The organism is Anabaena sphaerica FACHB-251, assembly GCF_014696825.1.
GTDB lineage: Bacteria > Cyanobacteriota > Cyanobacteriia > Cyanobacteriales > Nostocaceae > RDYJ01.
Genome location: NZ_JACJQU010000016.1, coordinates 106,484 through 130,798 on the forward strand (window position 1 = coordinate 106,484; position 24,315 = coordinate 130,798).

The window sequence follows — 24,315 nt, forward strand, 5'->3', positions numbered from 1 at the left end:
CAAAACAATGAAAGCTAAATTTCCTGCTACCTTAACAATTATAGCTGCTTTTTTGAGCTTAAATAGCGCCGTGTATGCACAATCAATGGCACAGCCTCAACCTGGAAGTTTTACTTTAAAGGGTGATTCTTTAGTTAATATTAATGATCGCAACGCCAAAAATGATTTTCGCAAGTTTTTTGAGCAAATCTCCCAGAATCAAGCTCAAGAAAACACAATTTCTGAAGAATTACCTCTGAGTGAGTCAATAACAATTCCTTATACTCCTATATTTTTACAACCCGCATATCAAAATCTGAATGAAAATGACGGGTTACAGTTGCAGCTAGATTTGAGTGATGGTAATTGATACTTCCCCACTACACACTCCACGCCAAACACCACATTCAGGACTAATGCTTAATTAGTTCTATGCCTAATTTGCTCCCTATTTCCATAACATTATTTGTAAAGTCTGTCATACCTGCAATCGGGGCAGCAGCTACACTAGCAGCAGTTAGTAAAGCTACTAGACGCTTTCTGAGTTTGGGTAAATTGCGTTCTTTTTCTGGTTTTTGAATTTCTACTTCTACATCATCAATATCAATGGTGATGTCTTCACGGATTTCTGTTGGAAATTGGGCGGCAGTTTGGCGCATGGTGCTGATAATTTGCATTAGTTCTGCTACGCTTGCACCGTTTGTTTGAGTTAAGTCATTAGACATCTCCGGTAATTAAATGTGCGTGGTTTGAAACCCTTGTAGAGACGTTCCGGCGGAACGTCTCTACCATATTTCCGGAGAGGTCTATTGATATTGCAGCATTACGCCACTGCGCCAATAGATTTGGTTATGGATTTTTTCGTGGGTGTTAACAATGAAGCGGGAGATGATGCTTTCGGGGAGAACTTTGTAATGGTATTGAAATTCCAGGGTTTCGCCTTCTAGTTCTGTTTTGTCTGGTTGGTCTTTAGGCAGAAGTCCCGCAATCAAGAATTTTGGTGGTTGACATTCTAGTTGAAAGCAAAGCTCAAATTCCTTCATCAGCCCGATTAGATAGTCGTGACGCTGGGTAGGGTAACGCTCTGGATTGAGGATGCGGGAGAGATCATTGTGGGTGAATATGCCTTTGCTTTTAGTTTTGAGGGTTTCATCGCTCAGGAGTGCATAAATACCTTCTGTCACCCAGTTGGGTTTGAGGACGTTGAAATTTTGGAGGATGGGATGATCACGGAAGTTGAGAACTAAGCCAAGTCTATGCAGCAGGTCAATAAGTTGTTCTTGGTTTTGTTCTTCAGGAATCTCGTTTTGATAGCAGATGCCAATATAGTTACTGTAGGTGATGAAGTCTTCATTCATGGATTCAAGTTGTTGTTTAACTTCAAACCATGAGAGGGGTAGAAGGTCGTAGACTTCTTTGAGGTTGGCGATTTGCTTCAAAATGGCCGTGCGAAGTTCATCAATGCCGATATTGTCTTGGCAGGAAGTTTCAATAATGTCTTGAATATTAGGATATTTTTCCCGTAATGCCTTGCGGTTGATGTCTAGGGGTTGTTCATCTTTTTTGTTGCCAACGATAATCACGGGGGACTGGCCACCAAAGCTTTCAATTAGTTTCAGCCAATATTCGATGCGGTTTTCTTCTTCGCTGGTGCGACAATTACAGACTAGGAGATAGAGGCTACGCTTAGTCAGAAAAAACTGATGGGTGGCGTGATAAATTTCCTGGCCGCCAAAGTCCCAAACATTCAGGCGGATGTCTTTGCTATTTACCTGTACGTTCCAAGTTTCTACATTGAGTCCGTCGGTTTGGGGTTGATTGTTTTCATATTTATTACGGATTAGTCGCTCGATGAGGGATGTTTTGCCGACGCTACCTTGTCCGATGAGTAAGAGTTTGGCTTCGTTGAGTGGACGCACTTCACCGCTACGGAGTAATCGCAAGTAATTGAAAATGTCTTCAACTGAACCAGCATCATCAAAAGAAGATCCTAAAATCTCTGGTGAAATAGGAAGCCGATTTCCCCGTAAATCTAATTTTTCTAATTTCGGTAAACTTTCAATCGCCTCTGGTATCTCCGTTATTTGGTTGTCATTGAGGTAAAGGTGGGTGAGATTGGTTAAATTAGCGATCGCCTCTGGTATCTCGGTGATTTGGTTGGAAAAGAGGTAAAGCTGCGTCAGATTGGTTAATTTGGCAATTGCCTCTGGTATCTCAGTGATTTGGTTGTTATAGAGGACAAGCTGGGTGAGATTGGTTAAATTGGCAATTGCCTCTGGTATCTCAGTGATTTGGTTGTTATAGAGGACAAGCTGGGTGAGATTGGTTAAATTGGCAATCGCCTCTGGTATCTCGGTGATTTGGTTGGAAAAGAGGTAAAGCTGCGTCAGATTGGTTAATTTGGCAATTGCCTCTGGTATCTCGGTGATTTGGTTGTTATAGAGGACAAGCTGGGTGAGATTGGTTAATTTGGCAATTGCCTCTGGTATCTCGGTGATTTGGTTGTTATAGAGGACAAGCTGGGTGAGATTGGTTAATTTGGCAATTGCCTCTGGTATCTCGGTGATTTGGTTGTTATAGAGGACAAGCTGGGTGAGATTGGTTAATTTGGCAATTGCCTCTGGTATCTCGGTGATTTGGTTGTTATTGAGGTAAAGCTGGGTGAGATTGGTTAATTTGGCAATCGCCTCTGGTATCTCGGTCAAATTTTTCCGCGACAAGTCTAACTTTTCCCAACCCTCAGCCGCAGCGCGATCTATCAGTACCAACAACTCATCCTGCTTCATAATTCCAAGGCTAAGGGTAAGAGAAAAGAAGATTGATGGAGATTATTTTAACTTATCAGTGTAAATGCTAGGTTATGGCTGTTTACTGTCAGAATCAGGATGTCCAGGATTCAAGGATGAACAGGATGAAAAGAAGGATTTCATCACCAATTACCCATTACCCATTACCCATTACCAATTACCCATTACCCATTACCCATTACCAGCCTCAACTAGATAACTAGCAACTTGAGTTAGTAATCTATTAGCTGATTTGCAGTAAAATTAGTCCTTTAGAGAGAAGAGGTTTTTTAATGACTCGTGTCATCATTGTGCGTCATGGGCAAAGTACATATAACATTGAACGACGTATCCAAGGACGTACTGATGCGTCAACGTTAACGGATAAAGGTCGGAGCGATGCGGGTAAAGCGGGTAAAGCCCTGAGTAATATAGCATTTACCGCAATATACAGCAGTCCCCTCAACCGAGCGAAGACAACAGCGGAAATTATTCATAATGAGTTGGTGGAAAAGTCTGCTGTGATTCAGGTTTCTGAAAATCTGGTCGAAGTAGATTTACCTTTATGGGCGGGAATGTTATCTGCTGATGTGAAAGAGAAGTTCCCTGATGACTATAGTATTTGGAAAAAACGCCCCCATGAATTGCGGATGATGATTAATGACGCACAGGGGACACAAGAACTATTTCCTGTTCTGTCTTTATATGAACAAGCCAAGCAGTTTTGGCAAGAAATTTTATCTCGTCATCAAGGGGAAACTATTCTTATAGTTGGTCATAATGGTATTAACCGCGCCCTGATTAGTACAGCTTTGGGTATTCTTCCCAGTGGCTATCATGGAATACAACAGTGTAACTGTGGAATTAGCGTTTTGAATTTTGCGGGCGGTTTGGGTGAACCAGTGCAGTTAGAATCAATGAATCAGACGCAACACCTGGGAGAGAGTTTACCTAGTTTGCGACCAAATCATCAGGGATTTAGATTATTATTAGTACGTCACGGGGAAACAGAATGGAATCGTCAAGGTAAGTTTCAAGGACAAATTGACGTTCCTCTCAATGATAATGGCAGAAACCAAGCCGGAAAAGCTGGGGAGTTTCTCAAAGATGTGGCGATTGATTTTGCTTTTAGCAGCACTATGGCACGTCCGAAAGAAACAGCGGAAATTATTCTCAAGCAGCATCCTGATGTCAAGTTGCAATTACTAGATGGTTTAAGAGAAATCAGTCACGGAACCTGGGAAGGTAAATTTGAAGCCGAAATAGAACAGGAATTTCCCGGAGAGTTGGAACGCTGGCGCACTCATCCCGCCGAAGTGCAGATGCCGGCAGGGGAAAATTTACAACAGGTACGGGAACGCAGTGTAGCCGCTTGGCAGTCAATATTACAAGCTGCTGAGGAAAATCAACTCCAAACCGGTTTGGTAGTGGCTCACGATGCGACGAATAAAACCTTGCTATGTCATATCCTGGGTTTATCACTAGAAAATTTCTGGAATTTCCGTCAAGGTAACGGTGCAGTTAGTGTGATTGACTACCCTTCAGGAGCAAGTGGTTTACCTGTGCTGCAAGCGATGAATATTACTGGTCATTTAAGTGGGGGTGTACTGGATAAAACGGCAGCAGGAGCATTGTAGGATATTGGTTTAGGCTTATGCTACGCTATGCTATCGGCTGTCGGTGATGGAATTTTAGATTTTGGATTTTGGATTTTAGATTTTTCCATTATAGCCATGGACAGGGTGGTTAGGACATCAATTGATAATGAAACTCCCACTACAAAAGGGTTTTACTCCTGACTCCTGCTATAATTCCAAATCCGAAATTTAAATTTTGCATCTTCAAGAAATAAAATAAACAAACTACTGACTCACTCATAGGTAATAGCCGATAGATACAATGACAACTGAACTGCTGCAAAAAGTACGGGTAATCGATCCGGTTTCGGAAACTGACCAAATAGCTGATGTGTTAATTGTTGATGGTTATATCCAAGCAATTGCACCGCAAATTTCTGATATTAGCGCCGATATTTCTATTAAAGATTGTCGGGGTTTGGTGATCGGTGCTGGGTTGGTGGATTTATATAGTCATTCCGGTGAACCAGGGTTTGAAGAAAGAGAAACTTTAATTTCTTTTTTGCAAGCTGCATCTGCTGGTGGTTTCACGAGAGTGAGTGTTTTACCTGATACATTTCCGGCTATTGATAACCCGGCTCTGGTGGCACAGTTGCAGAAGCAAATTAAATTAGAGGAGAGTTTACATTCTTCTTCTCCCCTGCACCCCTGCACCCCTGCACCCCTGCTTCAAGTTTGGGGTGCTATTACCTCTGATTTAGCTGGTAAGCAATTAACAGAGTTTGCTGATTTAGCTACTGCTGGGGTTGTGGGTTTTACGGATGCTAAACCTTGGGAAAATTTGGGTATAGTTAGGCGGGTTTTGGAATATTTGCAACCTTTTGGTAAACCTGTGGCGTTTTGGCCATGCGATCGCCATTTATCAGCAAATGGGGTAATGCGGGAAAGTGGGGAGGCTTTGCGGATCGGTTTACCCCCTATTCCAGCTAGTGCGGAAACAAGTGCGATCGCTGCTTTGTTGGAATTAGTCGCCGATATCAGAACTCCTGTTCATATTATGCGGGTTTCTACAGCCCGGAGTGTGGAATTAATCGCCACTGCAAAGTTTCAAGGTTTACCAGTGACAGCCAGCACCACTTGGATGCACCTGTTACGAGATACCACAGATGTGAAGAGTTATCATACAGCCTTGCATTTAGACCCGCCTTTAGGTAATCCTAGTGATGTAGCGGCTTTGCGTGGGGGTGTGCGTGGAGGTGTGATAGATGCGATCGCTATTGATCATGCAGCTTACACCTATGAAGAGAAAGTTCAGGCTTTTGCTGAATCACCACCGGGGGCAATTGGTTTAGAATTAGCATTACCTTTATTGTGGCAAAATCTGGTAGAAACTGGAGAATTTACAGCTTTAGAATTATGGCGAGTTTTAAGTAATCAACCAGCAGCGTGTTTACAACAAGAAATTAAACCTATTAAACCCGGTGAAAAAGCCGAATTAACATTATTTGACCCTGAGGAAATCTGGACAGTTAATAGAGAGAATCTTTATACACTTTCTAATAATACACCTTGGTTTGGACAACAAATAAAAGGTCGCGTTTTGCAAACTTGGTGTTAAAGCAGGTGACAGGTGACAGAGAAGGAAGTGATACTTATTTCCTGTTCCCTGTTCCCTGTTACCTGTTCCCTTATGTCAGTTCTAACCAACCTTGATAACCAGTAACAATGCGATCGCCATCTTTGAGAACGTGAACTTCTATTTGATCACTAGCCCAACTAATTTGATCTTTAAATTCTGGGTTAAATACATGAACTTGTTGATTTTTAGAAGAAACGGGAGACAAGGGAGAATTAATTGCTTGAGACTGGACAAAAGGACCGTCAATTAAAATATCTAATTGTGCTAACAATTCTTGAGAACCGGGAGGCGCTGATTCAGATTGTAATTGCTTGAGAGTAAAACCAGTAAAAGCCATCACATTTAGCCCAGCGGCTTTAACTTTACGTGCTAAACTTGCCAGTGCGGATGCTTGCCAAAATGGTTCACCACCAGAGAAAGTTACACCTGTATTATGGGGATTTTTGAGAATATCTTCAGCTAGGGTATCAATAGCCACTAACTTGTTAATTTCAAAAGTCCAAGAGTCGGGATTAAAGCAACCATCACACTCACGGGGACAACCTTGCACCCAAACCACAGCCCGACAACCAGGACCATTAACTTCTGACTTATCAACATAACCCATAATATTCAGATAGCCAGCGGGAATTTCTTTGAGTGCTGATAAGATTTCTGTTGTTGTTGTAGCCATCTTTATTAACTCCTTAAAAATACAACAGTAAGCAATTAGGTAATTCGTAATTCGTAATTAGGGTTTGCTGAAAAAGTCTTGTCGTGGAGACAGGGAACTCTTAACAGGGAACAGGGAACAGTTTCAAGAGTTGGATGGGAGCAATTTTTACTGGGAATCAAACTGAAATGCAAGGTTTTCAAGTTCCCACGCCATAAAATCTTGCACTTTTTGAAAGTCAAAATTCCTCAAACCTTTTACCTGTAAAGTTTTCCAATTTATTCAGCAAGCCCTAATTAGGAAAGACTCTTACCTGTCACCTGTCACCTGTCACCTAGTATGGGATAGCGCACAGGAATTTTAGTAGCAGTGTGAATTTTTTGTGCCATAGCACTGAGTTCTTCCGGGGTTAGCAATTTGAAATTCTCACAAGCATAGGCGCGAGATTCAGCAATATCATTACCTCTGGATTCTAACTGACTAACTAAGACGCGGGGGCGGGAAGGAATGTTAATTTGTATTTCATCAGGTTGGAGAACTTTAAGCAAATGGATATAACCTGCTTGGGTTTCCGCTGTCCAAGAAGACAAAATCATGGTTTGTATTGCCATCCTTCCCTGATATTCCTGTCTAAATTGTGTAATTCCCTGAATAATATCTGGTAAATCAATCTTCTCTAGAGGCTGATTAATTTGCCGTAGTTGATTTGACGAAACAGCATCGAGTTTGACGGCGACAATATCCGCTAGTAATAAAGCGTTACGGACGGATTTATCACCTAATAATGTGCTATTCGTTAATACTACTTTTGGTTGTTTAAAGATTTCTTTTATAGCTGCGAGAATTTCTTCTAAATTAAGTGCTAGGGTAGGTTCACCACTACCACTCACAGTCACTACATCTAACTGTATTTCCCTTTGTGCGATCGCTTGCAGTTCAGAGATAATTTGGCTAGTAGGGACAAAAATTTGCTGTTGAGTAGTTTGTTGTTGAATATTACCTAGCTGACAATATATACATTTAAAGGAACAGGTAGATATTATCCCTATAGGATCGATACCGAGCGATCGCCCAAATCGCCCAGATTTTACTGGCCCATACACTGCGGCACAGTGGGGTTTTTGGCTTGATGGTGATGCGCTCATTACTACCTCACAACTTAGCCTAGTTTGATATCTGTCGAGATCATGCAAAACACCAGATTTATTTATAATTTAGAACTAGTTTGTGAGGAAGTTGTGAGGTAAATTCCCAAAGTGAGGAAATGCTGAAAATTGTTAAGGCGATGTCTTAATCACGTAATAATTCAGGAGTCAGAATAATTATCAAATCAGGAATTAAAAGATTCGAGATTTTCACAAAAAAATCAAGCATGATCCTCAACCTTATTTATTCTGCATTCTCTATTCTGTACCCTGAATCGTTACTTAATTACTTCAAACTTTTCTACAGTTAGATATAATTCTTCATCAGCCATCTGAAAATCATAATCAATATTAATTTGGGTGGGATAGCCAAATTTAGGATGATACTTCACAGTTAAACTTGCTGCTTTTCTGTTAATTCCATCTTGGATCACATCAAAAAGCTTGGGAATAGTATCATATTGTTTGAATAGTTCTTTATCTGCCGGCTTACTAGTTGCCACATAAGTAACTGCTGTTGTGACACCATTACGCACTTCAATCACTATCGGTCCCCTAGCTTCGGCTGTACAGAAGCAACTTCTAGTTAGAGTATAGCGATAATTGGCGATTTTTTGTTTTTTCCACAAACGAAGATTAGACTTTAATATTTGTGTATTTTTTTGACTTGGTTGTGCTTGAGTTACCTGTATGGGGGTGGAGATTTTAGAAAAGACTGGTAAGTTGAAACTCAGGGAAATTAGTAATCCTGCACCAATGGCTATAGGTAAACGCATATTTATTTTGATCCTGTGTTGGTTGATGTGTTTTCTTGGTAGGGTGGGCAATGCCCAGCAGCAGTTCTTGAGTATTTGCCTGGTGTGAAGGAAATAACAGTTTAATTTTTTATTTTCCTTCTCACTAATTCCCCTTAACTGCTTTACTAAAAATACGACAATAAAACCATGTCATAAGTTCCCTAATAGGAAATAGTACATAAGTTAGCGGGTTTACCGTGACAATAATATTTCTAAAATCCCGCTTGGCTAAAAACAAAATTCCCTGTGCCACTTGGTTAGCTGACATCACACCATAGGGATTAAGTTGACTTTTGAAAGGACCCAAAATCAATTTTCTAATGACACAAACTCCATCCAACCGTTTGAGAGTAATAATATCACCTAACGCCCTTTTGCTAAGTTCATACAGAGGACTTAAAGCTGGTGAAACTTCCGCTTCTGATGTGTTTACCCAAATTTCTTTAGTAGCTTTTGCGTCTGATCCAGTAACAGTTTCTGAGAATATATCTATCAACCGCAAAGCTGAGAAAGTGTTAACTTCGTAAGAATTGTAAATAGCTGTGGATGTGCGATCGCCATAAACATTTACCCCATGATTGATAATTAAAATATCAACCTTTTCTAAATTGGCTTTTAGTGCCGCTTCATTCCCCAATTCCCAAGAAATTACTTTTAACCCGGTTTGTAAATCTATTTTATCTGGGTTAGTTGTTAAAGCAATAACTTTGGCATTATGCTTAATTAGTTCTGCGGTTAATGCTTGTCCTAAAGCCCCAGAAGCACCAGTTAAAGCAATGGTTTTACCTTTCAGAGAAAGTCCGGTTCCTAGTATTCTATCCACGAGAGGAAATACACCACTGTAATAAGCATTAACATCATCAAAATGATGTCGCCAATGATAAGTTCTATTCACGAACCAAACAGAAGGAATGGCTTCTAAAGGTCCAGGTAAATGGTTGTAATCTGTGTCTATTGTACCTTGAAAATATCGCAAAGATGCACCATATAAAAAAGTGACAGCATAAGCGACTCCCAACCATAACCCCCATTGCTGAACAACTAAAGCAATTATTGTTAATAGAACTACCAGTATAATTGACTCAACTATGTCGTGATACAACTGGGAATCTAAGTAAGCTTTTTGGGAAACTAACGTTAAATCCCGACGGTAAGCTGCATGATGCTTATTATGCCATTTTGCCAGCCAGGTGACTTGATGACACAAAGCATGGTAAATATCTCTTAATATCTCCGCAAGCAACAGGGAAGAAACGCCCCAGGTAGTGAACTGTACGCAGTTGTTTACTAACACCCAATCAATTGTTAAGCTTTGAGCCAAAATCATCATATTTCTGGTGACACATTTTTTCTTAATTCTTCTTCATAATAAATAATGATGACCCAAATTTCTGAAGATGTTAATTTTGGTGGGTAGTCTCCAATAATTTTACACTGGCGTAAAGTGCATCTATATAAGGTGTAGGTGTTTGCGTGAGTTTACCTAATTCTATCACTGCGCCAACAATCGCTTCTATTTCCGTTGGTCGTCCCGCTTCGATATCTTGTAACATTGATGTTTTATGAGCGCCAACTTTTTCTGCGCCATCAATTCGCTGTTCTAAGCTAATGCCAAAATTGATACCTAATTTTTCTGCGATCACTTGCGCTTCTAGCATCATATTTTTAGCTAGTTCACGGGTAAGAGGGTATTGGGCAATGGCTTCTAGAGTTGCACCAGTTAAGGCACTGATGGGATTAAAAGCGATATTTCCCCATAATTTTATCCATATTTCTGTTCTAATTTGATTACGTACAGGGGCTTTAAATCCAGCTTTTTTCAAAGTTTGGGATAATAATTGGATACGTTCAGTTTTAGAACCGTCAATTTCTCCCAGGGTAAATCTTTCACCTTCAATGTGCTTAATTACTCCCGGTTCGACTATTTCTGCCGCAGGATAAACCACACAACCAATTACCCGGTCAACATTAATACAGTTTTCAATAATACCATCTGGGTCAACAGATTTTATGTTTGTTCCCTCATACTCACCCCCATGTTTGCGGAAGTACCACCAAGGAACACCATTTTGGGCTGTAACTACCATTGTTTTTTCATGGTAGACATGGGGAAGAGAAGGCGCAATCGCACTCACGCTAGTAGTTTTTACGGCTAAAATTACAACATCTTGGGGAGAAACTTCTGTAATATCACTTGTAGCTAAAGCTGGAGTAGCAACCAAGTCAGAAGCATCAGCAGATATTAACCTCAGTCCATTTTTTTTGATGGCTTCTAAATGGGAACCGCGAGCAATTAAAGTTACCTCTTCACCTGCTAAACTTAACTTAGCTCCGAGATAACCACCAATAGCACCAGCACCAACAATACAGATTTTCATATATTCAATAATTTCGCCATTGTTAACCGTTGTAACTTACCCGTAGCACCACGAGGTAAAGCTTCTAAAATGTGAATTTGTTTAGGTACTTTAAAATCAGCTAACATAGTTGAGCAATGTTGCTGAAGTTCCTTTTCACTAACTTCTAATTTCAGGACAACAGCAGCATGAATTTCTTCACCTAAACTCTTATGAGGAACTGCAAAAGCTAAAGCTTCAGCAACCGCAGGATGACGTAATAAAACATCATCAACTTCCAAAGGTGAAATTTTTTCCCCACCTCGGTTAATTAATTCTTTAATTCTCCCAGTTAACCGCAGATATCCATCCGCATCTATTTTTCCCTGATCTCCAGTACGAAACCAACCATTAACAAAAGCAGTCGCGTTAGCATCGGGATTATTTTCATAACCATCAATAACGTTTGCACCTTTAACAACTACTTCCCCTAAACTACCTTGAGGTAATAAATTACCTTCCTCATCCATAATTCCCACATCTACATTAAAACCATAACCCACAGTTCCCGGTTTACGGATTTTTGGTGGTAAGGGATTTGTTGACATTAAGTGTGCTGCTTCCGTCATACTGTAAGATTCTAAAACGGGAGAATTTAAAGTATTTTCCATTTGTTCAATAATGACTGGTGCTAAAGATGCACTACTAGAACGAATGAAACGGAAGGGATTATTTTTAACAATTTCTTGATTACGAATTGCCCGTGCTAAAATTGTTTGGTGCATGGTAGGCGCTGCGGAATACCAAGTAGGTTTGTAAGTTTCTACCAGTTTCCAAAATTCCAAAGCATTAAAACCATTGGGACAAATTAAAGTTCCTCCTGATGCGAGGGTTGCTAACAAACATCCTACCAAGCCATGAATGTGGAACAGGGGCATTAAACAAAGTGTAATATCAGCAGATGTGAGGGAATAAGCCCCGATAATATTATTAGCAGAAGCGATTAAGTTACGATGACGAATAGGTACACGTTTGGGACGGCTGGTAGTACCGCTAGTATGTAAAATCATGGCTATATCATCAGCTTCGGGAGGTTCTGTATTGATGGTTTTTGCTGATGTTGGTTTAACTAATTCAAAGTTTAAAGTCCCATCATGATTAACTTGGGCATTAATTAACATCATATCGGGTGTTGCTGCTGCAATAGCAGCTTCTGGAGTTCCCGATAATGTAATTAATGCTTTAGCTTGGGTATCTTCGTAATAAAAAGCAAATTCTTCTTGCTTATATTTAGGATTTAAAGGTGCAGCAGTTCCACATAAAGCAGATGCTAAAAAGGTAATAGCCATTGGTGTACCATTAGTCATGGCTATGGCTATCCTTTCTCCCTTTTTTAAGCCAAAGCTGTGCAGTTGAGATACTAATTTAGTGATATTTTCACGTAACTGCTGATAAGTAATGACTGCACCATCAGGAGTTATTAAAGCTGAATGATTGTTTTCTTGGGTAAATAATGTAAATATGTTCATTTTATTAGTCATTAGTCATTAGTTATTAGTTATTAGTTACTTTTTTCTCTGTCACCTGTCACCTGTCACCTTTCCCCGAGATTCTAAAGCTAAAGCGATCGCAATAAATAATACGGTAAAACCTTGAATAGCATAAACTACGGTGACGGGTACTCCGGCGCTACGTTGCATGATGTTTGCACCGCTACGAAGGGAGGCAAAAAAGAGGGAAGTTAAGACTACACCCCAAATATTACCACGACTTAAAAAGGCGATCGCAATGGCATCAAATCCATAACCGGGGGAAACTTGTTCAAATAATCGATATTTTAAACCCATGACTTCACACGCACCTGCTAACCCTGCTAAACCTCCTGCTAAACTCATGATTAACATAATAGTCTGTTCTACAGAAATTTTCGCATAACGGGCGGCGATGGGGTTAAAACCAACAGTGCTAATTTGGTATCCTAAAGGCGATCGCACTAATAATACCCATAAAATCCCCGCTGTAATTAATGCTAATAAAATTCCCGCATGGGCAAGACTTCCGGGTAAAATAATTGGTAATTGGGCAGTTTTAGCAATTAGTGATGAATAAGGACTAGGTGCTGCTGGTGCTTTTAAAGGATTTTGTACCAAATAGCTAATTAAATTTATAGCAATGTAATTTAACAGTAAAGTGGTAATTACTTCATTTACCCCTTTTATGGCTTTGAGATAACCGGGAAACCAACCCCAAACCGCACCAAAAACAAACCCGATAAATAACGCCAAAGGTATGTGAATCAATGCAGGTATTCCTTGCACATATAACCCGATTAAACTACTTCCCAAAGCACCTAAATAAATTTGTCCTTCCCCACCAATATTAAATTGACCGCCACGTAATGCTACCAAAACACCTAAACTTGTAAATAATAAAGGAGTCATTTTGGTGAGGGTATTACCAAAACCAAAATAGGTAGTAAGGGATTCTTTAAATAAAGCTGTATATGCAACAATGGGATTAGCACCAGCTAACAATATTAAACCAGCACCAACTAATAAAGCCAAGGCGATCGCTATTAGGGGTGATAAAATTGGTAGTAAGAGTTTAATTCTATTAGCTATAAACATTTAACTTATCTATCTGAATAACTGATGCAAATTTGAACAACCCATCAGCCTTCTATTTTAGTTACTATTAAACTAACCCAACACTGTTGAAGAGAACATCTGCGATAACGCCTCAAAATATGGCATTAATGTGTTAGCCTGTTGAGGAGTCAAGCGGTCAAATATTTCATACCTGAGCAAATACAGCATTTGGCGAACCAATTCCCACTGCACTTGTAATGTAGGATAAAGCATTACACACAGAGGAAATAACTCTTCTTGGATAGCAGCGAGACTTCCTTCCAAAGCACATACCCATAAATATACTTGAAACATTTCCACATCGCGGATGCTAGATACTTTGACTATGGGATCACTCAAGAACCCAGACATAGAGTGATACTTTGGAAAAAGCTCAATTATCCTTTGGCGAACGTTATAAGCAATTTGGGTGCTATTTGGTAATAGGGTTTGCACTGTGGATATTACAGGGGAATCATAATCATGTGTAGCTGCTGCTTGATAAGCACGTTGCAGTGGCATATACAAGTGATCATCAATGACTTTAAAGTATGCACCAACTAATTTTTGTTCCATCGGTTTAAGCTCTTCTTTTAGCATTTCACTAGTGTAATGAAACTGCATACTCACAAAGCCAATTAGTCTAGGATCAATACTTGTGTATTTCTGTCTGATTGCTCCTATATCCGCACTAATTACCGTAGCTAATTTCTCTGGGCCTACCTGTTGAGTATAAACTTCCAAAGCCTGTTGATCAAGTAGATCAGCTTCTTGATCTAGTTTCATTACCAAGGAAAGAGGGCGTGATGATGTTTGTTGAGTGTATACATTTAAAGCTTTTTGGTAAATCCTAAAAGAATCTGCCGCAATGTCCCAAGGATTAATGATGTTAGGATCAATACCGTGCTGCTTAACTTCCTCTGATAACAGAAATTCGGTTTTACCCCACGCTTTGGCGCTGATAGACCGTAAAGACAGCATGATTTTTTGAGCAGTTTTCTCTCGTCCCCTTGGCGAAACTATCTCTGACAAACTGAGATGCTCGCCAGATTCTTGGCTGCTAGTATTAATATCGAGGCTTTTGACATACTTACTAGCCCATTGCTGTGCTAAAGATTCAACAGACTTATGAGATTCTATTTCGGACACTACTTTGAAATTATTTGCTAATTAGTTTTCAGTATATATTCAGTGATTATACAGCAAATCTAGTACCCAATTTTTTGCAATTTTTTGATTTTATTTCCTGGTTTAAGCGTTTCTAGGACAGAATTAGATATATAGGCTTTAGCTTGCATTTATAATTGTACTACCTGCCATTAATAAACCAATTTCCTCAATAGTTGCTGATTGTGCATCCAAAATATCAACAAACTCGCCTTTATATATGACAGCAATGCGATCGCTCATCGCCATTACTTCCTCTAACTCAGTGGAAATATACAAAATACCCGCCCCTCGTTCCCTCTCTCTTAACAATTTTGTATGTACTACCTCTGTCGCACCTACATCTAATCCCCTCGTAGGTTGCATAGCAATAATTAACTTTGGTTCTCCTGCTAATTCTCTTGCTAAAACTACCTTTTGTTGATTTCCTCCTGATAAATTACTTACCTTTACATCTTTACTATTCATCCGCATATCAAATGCTTCTATTGCCGCTTGAGCATTATTTTTAATAGCTTGTTTTTCTAATAAAAAATGGCGAACAAATGGTATTTTCCTGAAACTCTTTAAAATTAGATTTTCTCCAATAGTAAACTGTAATACCAACCCCATTTTCTGCCTATCTTCTGGGATATAACCAATTTTTAAACCCTGATCACTTGCTGGATTATACCCAATTTTACCTTGTTTAATATTTCGCAAACCTGCAATAGCATCTGCTAATTCTCGCTGTCCATTTCCATCTACTCCTGCAACTCCTAAAATCTCCCCTTCCCGCAGTTGAAAAGAAATATTATGAACGGCATTTATCCCCCGATCATCTGCAACTTGTAAATTTTCTACCGATAATAATAATCTTCCCAAAGATGCGGGAGATTTTTGCAAATGCAAAACAACTTCCCGCCCTACCATTAATTCAGCTAACTCCTGATTTGTAGTAGTTTTAGTATTTGTTGTTGCCACAACTTTACCCCGACGTAATACAGTTACTGTATCACACAAATTCATTACTTCGGTTAATTTGTGACTAATAAAAATAATCGTATTTCCCCGATCCGCAAGTTGACGCAAAATCGCAATTAATGTTGTTACTTCTTGAGGTGTTAGCACTGCTGTTGGTTCATCGAGAATCAACAATTTTGCTTGACGATAGAGAACTTTAAGAATTTCTACCCGTTGTTGTATTCCTACTGGTAAATCTTCAACTTTAGCATTCGGGTTAATTTCTAATTGATATGCTTGCGATAAAGCTGATATTTCTTGTTGTTTTTGCCGTAAATTTAAACGCCATGTTTTTTCAGTCCCTAAAATAATATTTTCTGTCACTGTTAATTTGGGTACAAGCATAAAATGTTGGTAAATCATGCCAATACCCAATTTAATCGCTTCTTTAGGTGAAGTAATGTTTACAGGCTTTTCTTCTAGATATATTTGCCCAGAATCTGGTTGATAAATCCCACTAATAATATTCATCAACGTTGTTTTACCTGCGCCATTTTCACCTAAAATTCCATGAATTTTACCAGCTTCAACAGATAAATTAATATTATCATTAGCAACAAATGAACCAAAGCATTTAGTAATATTTTCTAAGCGGAGATATATCATTTTGCTAGGACTTAAAAAAAATCATCCAATTATAATTTCTCATTATCTCGTTCCCATACAGAGTATGGGAATGAATTTTAGAAGGCTCTGCCTTCCGTTAAAGCAGAGGCTTTGCCTCTGTGATCACATTCCCAGTCTCAGACTGGGAACGAGATAACGATATAAACCAAACCATGTAATTAAAAATTATCAAACTTGTGTTTTCTGCACACAACGGGTATCTTTACCACCTTCTTTACATGATGCAAAGGTAATTTTTTTATCGACGATTTCCTGTTTTCTAGCCATCACTTTTTCTTTCACTGCTTCTGGAAGCATTTCCCCAAATTTACCTAGAGATAATATTTCTGGTTGTTCAAAACCAATAGTATAAATTTGTCCTTTCAACTGTTTCTTTTGGGCTAATTCTGCTAAATAAGTAATGGCTAAATCTAGTCGCTTAACCGCACTTGTTAAAACAGCTTTAGGAGCAACAGCCAACTGATCTTTTGTATTACCAAAAGCATAAACACCTTTGTCACTCGCGGTTTGCAAAACTGCGGCTGAAGCTGTATCTAGCCATTGAAAAATTACATCGTTTCCCGCAGAAATCAAAGCTAAAGTAGCTTCTTTACCCTTAGATACATCACTCCAATCACCAGTAAAAGTAGAAGTAATTTGGATATTTGGGTTAATAGATTTTGCACCTAATTCAAAGCCGCGTAATTCTTGCTGTGTGGCTTCAAATTCTTGTCCAGCAATGTAAGCTAATTTGTTAGATTTAGTGACAGAAGCACCGATAATTCCACATAAATAACTAGCTTGGAGATGATCTATTCGCAAAGCAGCAATATTATCGCCTTTGATAGAACCGTTAACAGCCACAAAGAAAGTATTAGGAAATTGGGAAGCAACTTGTTCTATCGCTGCATCAAATTGTCCACCGTGAGCAAATACTACATTATATCCTTTACGAGCAAAATCTGTTAATACTTCCGCTTGATCTGCTTGGGAGACGTTTTCCACATAAGCAATATCTGCACCTAGCTTTTGTTTTGCTAAGTTCACACCTTCATAACCAGATTGATTCCAAGCTTGATCTGTGATGATTCCAGGAAGAGCGATAGCTATTTTCAAACCTTCATTACCACTGGCCGCTGTCGGGGTTGGGTTGGGATTATTAGCGCAAGCTTTCAGCAGCAAGCTAGTACCTAATGTTCCTGAACTATACCAAAGAAATTTACGCCGATTTAACTTTAACACCATAGTTCATCCTCACATACACAACTTGAGTTATTTAAATACTTTAAAGGTCTGAGCGTTATTTTAAAAAAAATTGTCTGATTTTTTGCTAATTTTGACTAAAGGCAGATTAACAGCAAGTAAAAATGATCTAGTAATAGAAATAAGTATAAGTAGGTGGGAAGAGAAAAACCGTAGATGCGGAGCGGCTTCTCGAAGAGTAGTATGTAACCAAAAGTAAAATTGCCCAAAACTTCTTCTCTGTTCCCTGTTCCCTGTTCCCTGTTCCCTTGTCATAACGACAATTTTTAACGCCAACCTACTTAAAGTGAAATAGAAAACATGAGTAGAGTAATTCCAAAGAATTCTTACGTGTCACCCTTGCCATATCTATGATCATAGCTGGAGTCACGCACTTTGCCTTTCCTGAACCCTACGTCAAAATTGTACCTTCACAACTTCCGGCACCTTTAGAATTAGTTTATCTAAGTGGTTTTTATGAAATTCTGGGCGGGATTGGGTTATTCGTGCCACCTCTGAGTCAAGCGGCCGCTTGGGGATTAGTAGCCCTTTTTATTGCCGTGTTTCCTGCTAATATTAATATGGCAGTTAATCATATTAAAATTGAACATATACCAAACTCACCTTGGTTTCAAGCAGTAAGATTACCATTTCAAGCAGTATTAATCGCTTGGGCTTGGTGGTATACTAAACCTTCAGATAAAGAAAAACAAGCTTCGATTATTCCTAAATCACTGATTCCTGATCAATTAGATTGGGAATGATGTGTTTGCTTGGTGATAAGTAGGTGGGTGTTAAAAATTGTCGTTGTGACAAGGCGAAAAGCAAAAGGGAATAGGTTTTGGGCAATTTGACTTTTCGTTACATACTTTGGTTTTTTTGTGCCTTTCTACTTAAGTTTTCAGAGATAATGGAGATCAGCAAATAAATAGGATTGTTTATGAGTGCATCCCAAACATTAAAACAATTAAAAGCAGAATGGATCACACCTGAAAATTTTCAACGTTATGGACAGGTGATATTTGCTAGTCAAGACGGTAAATCTTTTGATCAGGAAGATGCACATTTAAATTTACAAAATGGCATTCCCCGTTTTTATATTATGCGATTGCACAACAAAGGAACCAAGTTTCATAAAATTACTCGTCATATCCAATGTACTCAATGTTTGGGTTCTTTGGAAGGTAAGGATTGGTTCATGGCAGTTTGTCCACCTAACAATGAGATTAATGAACCTGTATTAGAAGAAATTTCTGCTTTTCGCATTCCGGGGAATAGTTTTATTAAGTTAGAAGTAGGAACTTGGCACGCAGGACCATATTTTGATCATGACTTTGTTGATTTTTATAATCTAGAGTTAAGTGATACAAACGTGGTAGATCATTTCACTCATGATTTTATCAAAAGTCATCAGTTAGAGTTTGAAATGGTATAGTAGGTGACAGGGTACAGGTGACAGGGAACAGGGAATAGGGAATAGAATGTTATTTGTTTATCCTCCTGACTCCTGACTCCTGAATCATTACTTCTAAGTTCCCAACATTTGTAAATTATGCAAAGTTGAATAAAGTCCCCCTGTTTCTATCAATTGTTCATGACTTCCCTGCTCAATTAATTCCCCACGCTTCAAGACAAAAATCCGGTCTACATCGCGAATTGTTGACAAGCGGTGAGCAATTATTATTGCAGTTCGTTTTGTTAACAACTGATTTAATGCCTGTTGAATTAACGCTTCTGTCCCCACATCTAAACTAGCTGTAGCCTCATCTAATACCAAAATTTGTGGGTTACGAATAGCAGCCCGTGCAAAGGCTAAAAGTTGCTTTTGTCCACTAGAAATATTTGTTCCTCTTTCTCGTAATTGCGTATCATAACCTTGGGGTAATTGCTCAATAAAATCAGCTACATTAGTTTTTTCTGCTGCTTGTTCAATCTCTTCAAAGGTGTAACTATCACCTAAAGTAATATTACTTTTAACATCACCAGCAAACAAAAAAGCTTCTTGCAAAATTACCGCCATATAACGCCGCAATTCTGCTTGTGGTATTTCCCGAATATCTACACCATCAATGAGAATACGTCCTTGTGTGGGTTCATAAAGCCGACATAAAAGCCGGATGATCGAACTTTTACCCGCACCTGTAGGTCCAACTAATGCTATTTTTTCTCCTGGATGAATGATAAAATCTAAGTCTTTAATTACATAATCATCGTCTTTGTAGGCAAACCAAACGTGTTCAAAACGGATTTCTCCCATTTCAGGTGAGGTAGTAAAATTCTGTGCTTCTAAATCCCTAATTATCTCATCTATATAGCCGAATTGAGTATCTAAAATTGAGAACCGGGGGTTGCTTTGGTCTTTTATTTCTATCGGTTCATCTAAAATATCATTTACCCTTTCAATGGCAGTGAAACCAGCTTGAATAACAGTGAATTTTTCCGCAAAATTCCGCAGAGGATCGAATAATTGCTGGGCGTATAAAATAAATGACGCTAAAATCCCAAAGGTAAGATTTTGGTCTAATAGCAACACACCACCTACCCATAACACCCCAGCAATGGCAATCAAACTAATCCATTCTAAGGTTCCTGAAACAGCCGAATCATACCAAATTGTAGCATCAACTTCTTTGATATATTTGTTATTTGTAGCGCGAAATAATTCTGCATTGAATTTTTCCCTGCGGAACAACTGCACTATATTAATGCCAACAATGTTTTCTTGTAGTTGGGAGTTTATTTTTGATAATTCTTCTCTTGATTTGTAATTAGCAAGGCGATACTGTTGTTGAAAGTAAATAATTAACAAGGTGATGGGAAACAGAATTAATAGTAGCAAACAAGCCAGTTGCCATTGGATGGAAAACATTAAACCAATAATCACCAACATGGAAAACAAATCAGAGACAATGCCAATAGCCCCAGTAGCAAAAACATCTCCTAAGCTTTCGACATCGTTGATCAGTCTGGTAATCAGTTTACCTACAGGTGTGCGATCAAAAAAACGCACTGCTAAAGATGTGACATGATGGAATAAATCTTCACGAATGGCCGCTGTGATTTTTTGCCCAAGTTTTTGTACTAGATAACCCTGCAAACCTGTAAGTGATAATCTGACAATAATTGTCGCCAGGAATAATCCTTGGAGGATGCTTAAACCTTCCCATAAAGAGCGATTTTTGAGAAATTCGTAGGTGCTTGGTTCTTGACGAATCAGAGATATGGCCTGTCCAATTAATAAAGGTTGAACTGAGTTAGCAACAGAAATAGGTACAAGTAAGCACATTGAAAGCGCCAGTAACCGCCCACTGCGACGGGCATAAGGCACTAAACGCAAAAATAACCGCCAGTCATTGTCATTTTGGCGGGATTTTGTCTGAGATTTTTTCTTAAAGGGGTAGACGCTCATGTTATCAATTACCAGTTATCAGTTATCAGTTACCAGTTAACTGATAACTGATTATTATCGCATTGTCACGAACTCTTCAGCCGAACTAGGATGGATACCGACAGTGGCATCGAAGTTAGCTTTAGTTGCACCCATTTTAATCGCGATCGCTATTCCTTGAATAATCTCCGCTGCATTTGTTCCTACCATGTGCGCCCCCAGTACCTTATCGGTATTCTGATCAACCACCAGCTTCATCATCGTTTTTTCTTCTTTACCGGCTAAGGTATAGTACATGGGACGGAAGCGACTGCGATAAATTTTGACTGCATCACCATATTTTTCTCTCGCTTCTGCTTCAGTCAAACCAACGGTTGCTGCTTCTGGTGTGGTAAAAATGGCTGTGGGAACATTTTCATAACTCATGGTGCGAGACTTCCCACCAAATACAGTATCAGCAAAGGCTCGACCTTCATTAATAGCCACTGGAGTTAGATTAATAGTCTTGGTACAATCTCCCACAGCATAGATATTCTCTTCTTCTGTGCAACTGTATTTATCAACAACAATTGCTCCATCATGAAGCTTAACTTTGGTATTTTCCAAACCCAAGTTTTGTGTATTTGGTTTGCGTCCAAGAGCAGCTAAACTCACAGCATCTACAACAATAGTTTCCTCTGTTTCCTCATCTTTGCGAACTGTTAATTTGATTCCTTCTGCGTCTTTTTCAATGGCAATCAGTTGAACTTTATTGAGAATTTTAATCCCGTGGTTGGTCATTCCTTGCTGAATCTCATTCCGCAAATCATCATCAAAACCGCGCAAAATCATGTCACTGCGGGTTATTTGGGTAACTTCAGTTCCCAGTCCGTTCATAATGCAGGCAAATTCTGAGCCGATGTAACCTCCCCCCAAAATTACTATTCTTTGAGGCTGCTGTTTCAGGTGGAACATATCATCAGAGGTAATGGCGTGTTCAATTCCCAAAATGTTAGGCTTTGTGGGCTGTCCTCCAACTGCAATCAGCACCTTGTCTGCTGTTACTTGGCGTTCACCAACTACAATTGTATGGGCATCAACAAATTTCCCATATCCTTCCAAAACTTCAACTTTAGAATTATCAAGCATTCTTTGATAAATTCCATTCAGACGATTTACCTCATTATTGACTGTGGTAATCATCTTTTCCCAATCCAAAGAACTCTGAACAGCACTCCAACCATATCCTTCGGCATCAGAAAATAGTTCAGGAAAATGAGAAGCGTAAACCATGAGTTTTTTGGGGACACAACCACGATTTACACAAGTTCCACCCAGTCTATCAAACTCAGCAATTCCTACTTTAGCACCATATTCTGCCGCCCTTCTGGCTGTGGCAATACCACCAGAACCAGCACCAATTACAAATAAGTCAAAATCGTAGGTCATATCAATTTTAGATTTTAGATTTTGGATTTTAGATTTTGAATTTTAGAACTTTAGATATTATGTGATCTGCAATTCTCAAATATTTAAACTATCCTTTAGTATGGTAATGGAGATCAGGAGATAAATAACCCAATCACCAATCACCAATTACCAATTACCAATCACCAATTACACACTTTTAAGGTAATTTAGCATGGTGTCTGCATCTGATACTTCAAAAGGATCGGTGGGGCAATTATCATCAAAACCAGGCTCAGTAAACATTTTTTCGATTTTGCGGTCATTTACTACCATTGAGTAGCGCCAAGACCGCATTCCAAAGCCCAAGTTAGATTTATCAACTAACATCCCCATTTTACGGGTAAACTCGCCATTGCCATCGGGTAACAGAAAGACATTTTGAGCGCCTTGTTGTTTTCCCCATTGGTACATAACAAAAGCATCATTCACAGACACACAGATTACTTCATCAACTCCCAAGGCTTTGAATTCTTTGTAGAGTTCTTCATAGCGGGGTAGGTGAGAGGTAGAACAGGTAGGGGTAAAAGCTCCAGGTAATGAAAATACTACTACGCGCTTGCCAGCAAACAGTTCTTCGCTGCTGCGATCTTGCCAGCGGAAAGGGTTGGGTCCACCTATGGACTCGTCACGGACGCGGGTTTTAAAGACAACATTGGGAACGGTTTCGATTACAGCCATATTGACCTCTTGATTATTTGATGTGTGAAATTGTGTTTGTTTTCTGCCTTTCTATCTCAGAATAATTCTTATTTAGTAAAAATTCAATAGTTATAAATACTTAGTTATGATATAAATTTAAATATATGATTAATTCCTTAATATGGTAGACTATAATTAGGGTAAAAACTCTATAAATACGGCAATAATTATGCAGGAACAAGCAAACGCAATTGTTCAAACCTTAAAATCCAAGGGTTTGAGGGTGACTCCTCAGCGGTTTGCGGTCTATGCAAATTTGTTATCTCGCATAGATCACCCGACAGTTGAGCAAATCCTGACTGATTTAAATAAAGATTTTCCTGTTTCATCTCAGGCCACCATCTACAGTTCTCTGCAAGCACTCAGAGAAGCAGGATTGGTACGAGAGGTGCTATTACAAGAGGGGGTATGTCGTTATGATGCCAATGTTCAACCCCATCATCACTTTTGCTGTCAGTGTTGTGGTGCTATTGAAGATATAGCTTGGGATACATTCAAGTTTATCGAGCTTAAAAGTCTACGTTCCGGTTTGCGTGGAGAAACATACCAGGTGACTGTTCAGGGAATGTGCGATGCTTGCGACGAGCGTAGTGATCGCTGTCATTAGTCATTAGTCATTAGTCATTAGTCATTAGTCAGTTGTTATTCTCCCCCTGCTCCCTGCTAGAAAGCTCCCTTTCCTCTCCCAGTCCCCATTCCCCAGTCACTATTTTAATTTTGTGATTTACATCACAAATTTACTAATACTGCCATCACGAAAACAATTGATGATTCTCACAAGCAATAGATTATGTCAATCACTCAAAGGGTATAGATTTTGGGGGATATTAAGTTTATGAAGTTCAAGGACAACCTCCATGCTTGACATCCAAATTCTTCCTGGTGCTGTTTCGGAAATCATCGCTGCTTCTGCTGATAGTGGAGTTTTGACTTTAGCAGATCGCTACGGACTAATGGCAGCTATTTTAGATGAGTTCTTAGATGAGGAAGAAGAAGAAGCACTCAACAGACTGTTGCGGCGAGTTGTCAGAGGTCGTATTCAGGTGGTAGACCAAATTTCTAGCGATCGCTAATCCTGTAATTATCTTCTGCTATTGTTGCGCTTCACAATAAAATAAAATCAATAGTTACTAAAAATATAGTCAAATATTTCTAGCTTGGTAAGGCCTACACCTTACAGGGCTAACTACAAGCCTCTCTACTGAGTTTCTATCAAAGATAGAC

General features: G+C 39.2%; 21 protein-coding genes and 1 pseudogene. 7 read left to right on the forward strand and 15 right to left on the reverse strand.

Going from position 1 to position 24,315, the window contains the following annotated elements; translation table 11 throughout:
• Positions 1–7: 7 nt before the first annotated feature.
• Complete coding sequence (locus tag H6G06_RS21030) at positions 8–349, forward strand: hypothetical protein (RefSeq protein WP_190563670.1); 342 nt, start codon at positions 8–10, stop codon at positions 347–349.
• A 43-nt stretch (positions 350–392) separates the two neighbouring features.
• On the opposite strand, the gene H6G06_RS28215 is transcribed toward H6G06_RS21030, so the two are convergent.
• Together H6G06_RS28215 and H6G06_RS21035 are read right to left on the reverse strand one after the other, a co-directional pair.
• Positions 393–704 (reverse strand): hypothetical protein, encoded by a 312-nt coding sequence (locus tag H6G06_RS28215; protein WP_242039801.1) that lies wholly within the window; start codon positions 702–704, stop codon positions 393–395.
• An 81-nt stretch (positions 705–785) separates the two neighbouring features.
• Complete coding sequence (locus H6G06_RS21035) at positions 786–2,765, reverse strand: leucine-rich repeat domain-containing protein (RefSeq protein WP_242039802.1); 1,980 nt, start codon at positions 2,763–2,765, stop codon at positions 786–788.
• A gap of 293 nt (positions 2,766–3,058) precedes the next feature.
• Between H6G06_RS21035 and H6G06_RS21040 the strand changes: the two genes are divergently transcribed.
• Both H6G06_RS21040 and H6G06_RS21045 read left to right on the forward strand, forming a co-directional pair.
• Complete coding sequence (locus H6G06_RS21040) at positions 3,059–4,402, forward strand: histidine phosphatase family protein (protein ID WP_190563672.1); 1,344 nt, start codon at positions 3,059–3,061, stop codon at positions 4,400–4,402.
• Between the two features lie 262 nt (positions 4,403–4,664).
• Positions 4,665–5,960: a dihydroorotase gene (locus tag H6G06_RS21045; RefSeq protein ID WP_190563674.1), complete on the forward strand. Its 1,296-nt coding sequence runs from the start codon at positions 4,665–4,667 to the stop codon at positions 5,958–5,960.
• A gap of 70 nt (positions 5,961–6,030) precedes the next feature.
• Here H6G06_RS21045 and H6G06_RS21050 read toward each other — a convergent pair whose 3' ends face one another.
• The 10 genes from H6G06_RS21050 to H6G06_RS21095 form a co-directional block, all read right to left on the reverse strand.
• Positions 6,031–6,654, reverse strand: a complete 624-nt coding sequence (locus H6G06_RS21050) for a 4Fe-4S single cluster domain-containing protein (protein ID WP_190563676.1) — start codon at positions 6,652–6,654, stop codon at positions 6,031–6,033.
• A 302-nt stretch (positions 6,655–6,956) separates the two neighbouring features.
• The gene (locus tag H6G06_RS21055; RefSeq protein ID WP_190563678.1) at positions 6,957–7,778 is read right to left on the reverse strand and encodes a radical SAM protein; all 822 of its coding nucleotides are present in this window, start codon (positions 7,776–7,778) and stop codon (positions 6,957–6,959) included.
• Between the two features lie 278 nt (positions 7,779–8,056).
• Entirely contained in the window at positions 8,057–8,554 is a 498-nt protein-coding gene (locus H6G06_RS21060; RefSeq protein WP_190563680.1) for a DUF6174 domain-containing protein, read from the reverse strand.
• Positions 8,555–8,678: 124 nt separating this feature from the next.
• Entirely contained in the window at positions 8,679–9,902 is a 1,224-nt protein-coding gene (locus H6G06_RS21065; RefSeq protein ID WP_190563718.1) for a bifunctional sterol desaturase/short chain dehydrogenase, read from the reverse strand.
• 73 nt (positions 9,903–9,975) lie between these two features.
• A complete protein-coding gene (locus H6G06_RS21070; RefSeq protein WP_190563682.1) occupies positions 9,976–10,953 on the reverse strand; it encodes a 2-dehydropantoate 2-reductase in 978 nt (325 codons plus the stop codon).
• On the reverse strand, positions 10,950–12,452 hold the full coding sequence (locus H6G06_RS21075) for an acyl--CoA ligase (RefSeq protein ID WP_242039803.1): 1,503 nt from the start codon (positions 12,450–12,452) through the stop codon (positions 10,950–10,952). Before H6G06_RS21075 ends, H6G06_RS21070 begins: the two co-directional genes overlap by 4 nt.
• 39 nt (positions 12,453–12,491) lie before the next feature.
• Positions 12,492–13,538 carry an ABC transporter permease gene (locus tag H6G06_RS21080; RefSeq protein ID WP_190563684.1) on the reverse strand — a complete coding sequence of 349 codons (1,047 nt, stop codon included), beginning with the start codon at positions 13,536–13,538 and terminating at the stop codon, positions 12,492–12,494.
• A gap of 72 nt (positions 13,539–13,610) precedes the next feature.
• The gene (locus H6G06_RS21085; RefSeq protein ID WP_190563686.1) at positions 13,611–14,687 is read right to left on the reverse strand and encodes a hypothetical protein; all 1,077 of its coding nucleotides are present in this window, start codon (positions 14,685–14,687) and stop codon (positions 13,611–13,613) included.
• 138 nt (positions 14,688–14,825) lie between these two features.
• Positions 14,826–16,313 carry an ABC transporter ATP-binding protein gene (locus tag H6G06_RS21090; protein WP_190563688.1) on the reverse strand — a complete coding sequence of 496 codons (1,488 nt, stop codon included), beginning with the start codon at positions 16,311–16,313 and terminating at the stop codon, positions 14,826–14,828.
• A 189-nt stretch (positions 16,314–16,502) separates the two neighbouring features.
• Complete coding sequence (locus tag H6G06_RS21095) at positions 16,503–17,558, reverse strand: BMP family protein (protein ID WP_190563690.1); 1,056 nt, start codon at positions 17,556–17,558, stop codon at positions 16,503–16,505.
• Between the two features lie 335 nt (positions 17,559–17,893).
• Here H6G06_RS21095 and H6G06_RS21100 point away from each other — a divergent pair.
• Together H6G06_RS21100 and H6G06_RS21105 are read left to right on the forward strand one after the other, a co-directional pair.
• Positions 17,894–18,319, forward strand: a pseudogene (locus H6G06_RS21100) (DoxX family protein); the annotation flags it as partial.
• A 176-nt stretch (positions 18,320–18,495) separates the two neighbouring features.
• On the forward strand, positions 18,496–18,990 hold the full coding sequence (locus H6G06_RS21105) for an ureidoglycolate lyase (RefSeq protein WP_190563693.1): 495 nt from the start codon (positions 18,496–18,498) through the stop codon (positions 18,988–18,990).
• A gap of 93 nt (positions 18,991–19,083) precedes the next feature.
• Here H6G06_RS21105 and H6G06_RS21110 read toward each other — a convergent pair whose 3' ends face one another.
• The 3 genes from H6G06_RS21110 to H6G06_RS21120 all read right to left on the reverse strand — a co-directional run bounded on the left by H6G06_RS21110 (position 19,084) and on the right by H6G06_RS21120 (position 23,070).
• Positions 19,084–20,964: an ABC transporter ATP-binding protein gene (locus H6G06_RS21110; protein ID WP_190563695.1), complete on the reverse strand. Its 1,881-nt coding sequence runs from the start codon at positions 20,962–20,964 to the stop codon at positions 19,084–19,086.
• 54 nt (positions 20,965–21,018) lie between these two features.
• Positions 21,019–22,371, reverse strand: coding sequence for a glutathione-disulfide reductase (gene gor, locus H6G06_RS21115; protein WP_190563697.1), 1,353 nt, complete (start codon positions 22,369–22,371; stop codon positions 21,019–21,021).
• Positions 22,372–22,539: 168 nt separating this feature from the next.
• Positions 22,540–23,070 (reverse strand): peroxiredoxin, encoded by a 531-nt coding sequence (locus H6G06_RS21120; RefSeq protein ID WP_190563699.1) that lies wholly within the window; start codon positions 23,068–23,070, stop codon positions 22,540–22,542.
• Between the two features lie 190 nt (positions 23,071–23,260).
• Here H6G06_RS21120 and H6G06_RS21125 point away from each other — a divergent pair, with 190 nt between their 5' ends.
• Both H6G06_RS21125 and H6G06_RS21130 read left to right on the forward strand, forming a co-directional pair.
• Positions 23,261–23,698, forward strand: a complete 438-nt coding sequence (locus H6G06_RS21125; protein WP_190563701.1) for a Fur family transcriptional regulator — start codon at positions 23,261–23,263, stop codon at positions 23,696–23,698.
• A gap of 250 nt (positions 23,699–23,948) precedes the next feature.
• Positions 23,949–24,164, forward strand: coding sequence for a hypothetical protein (locus H6G06_RS21130; protein ID WP_190563703.1), 216 nt, complete (start codon positions 23,949–23,951; stop codon positions 24,162–24,164).
• The last annotated feature ends 151 nt before the right edge of the window (positions 24,165–24,315 follow it).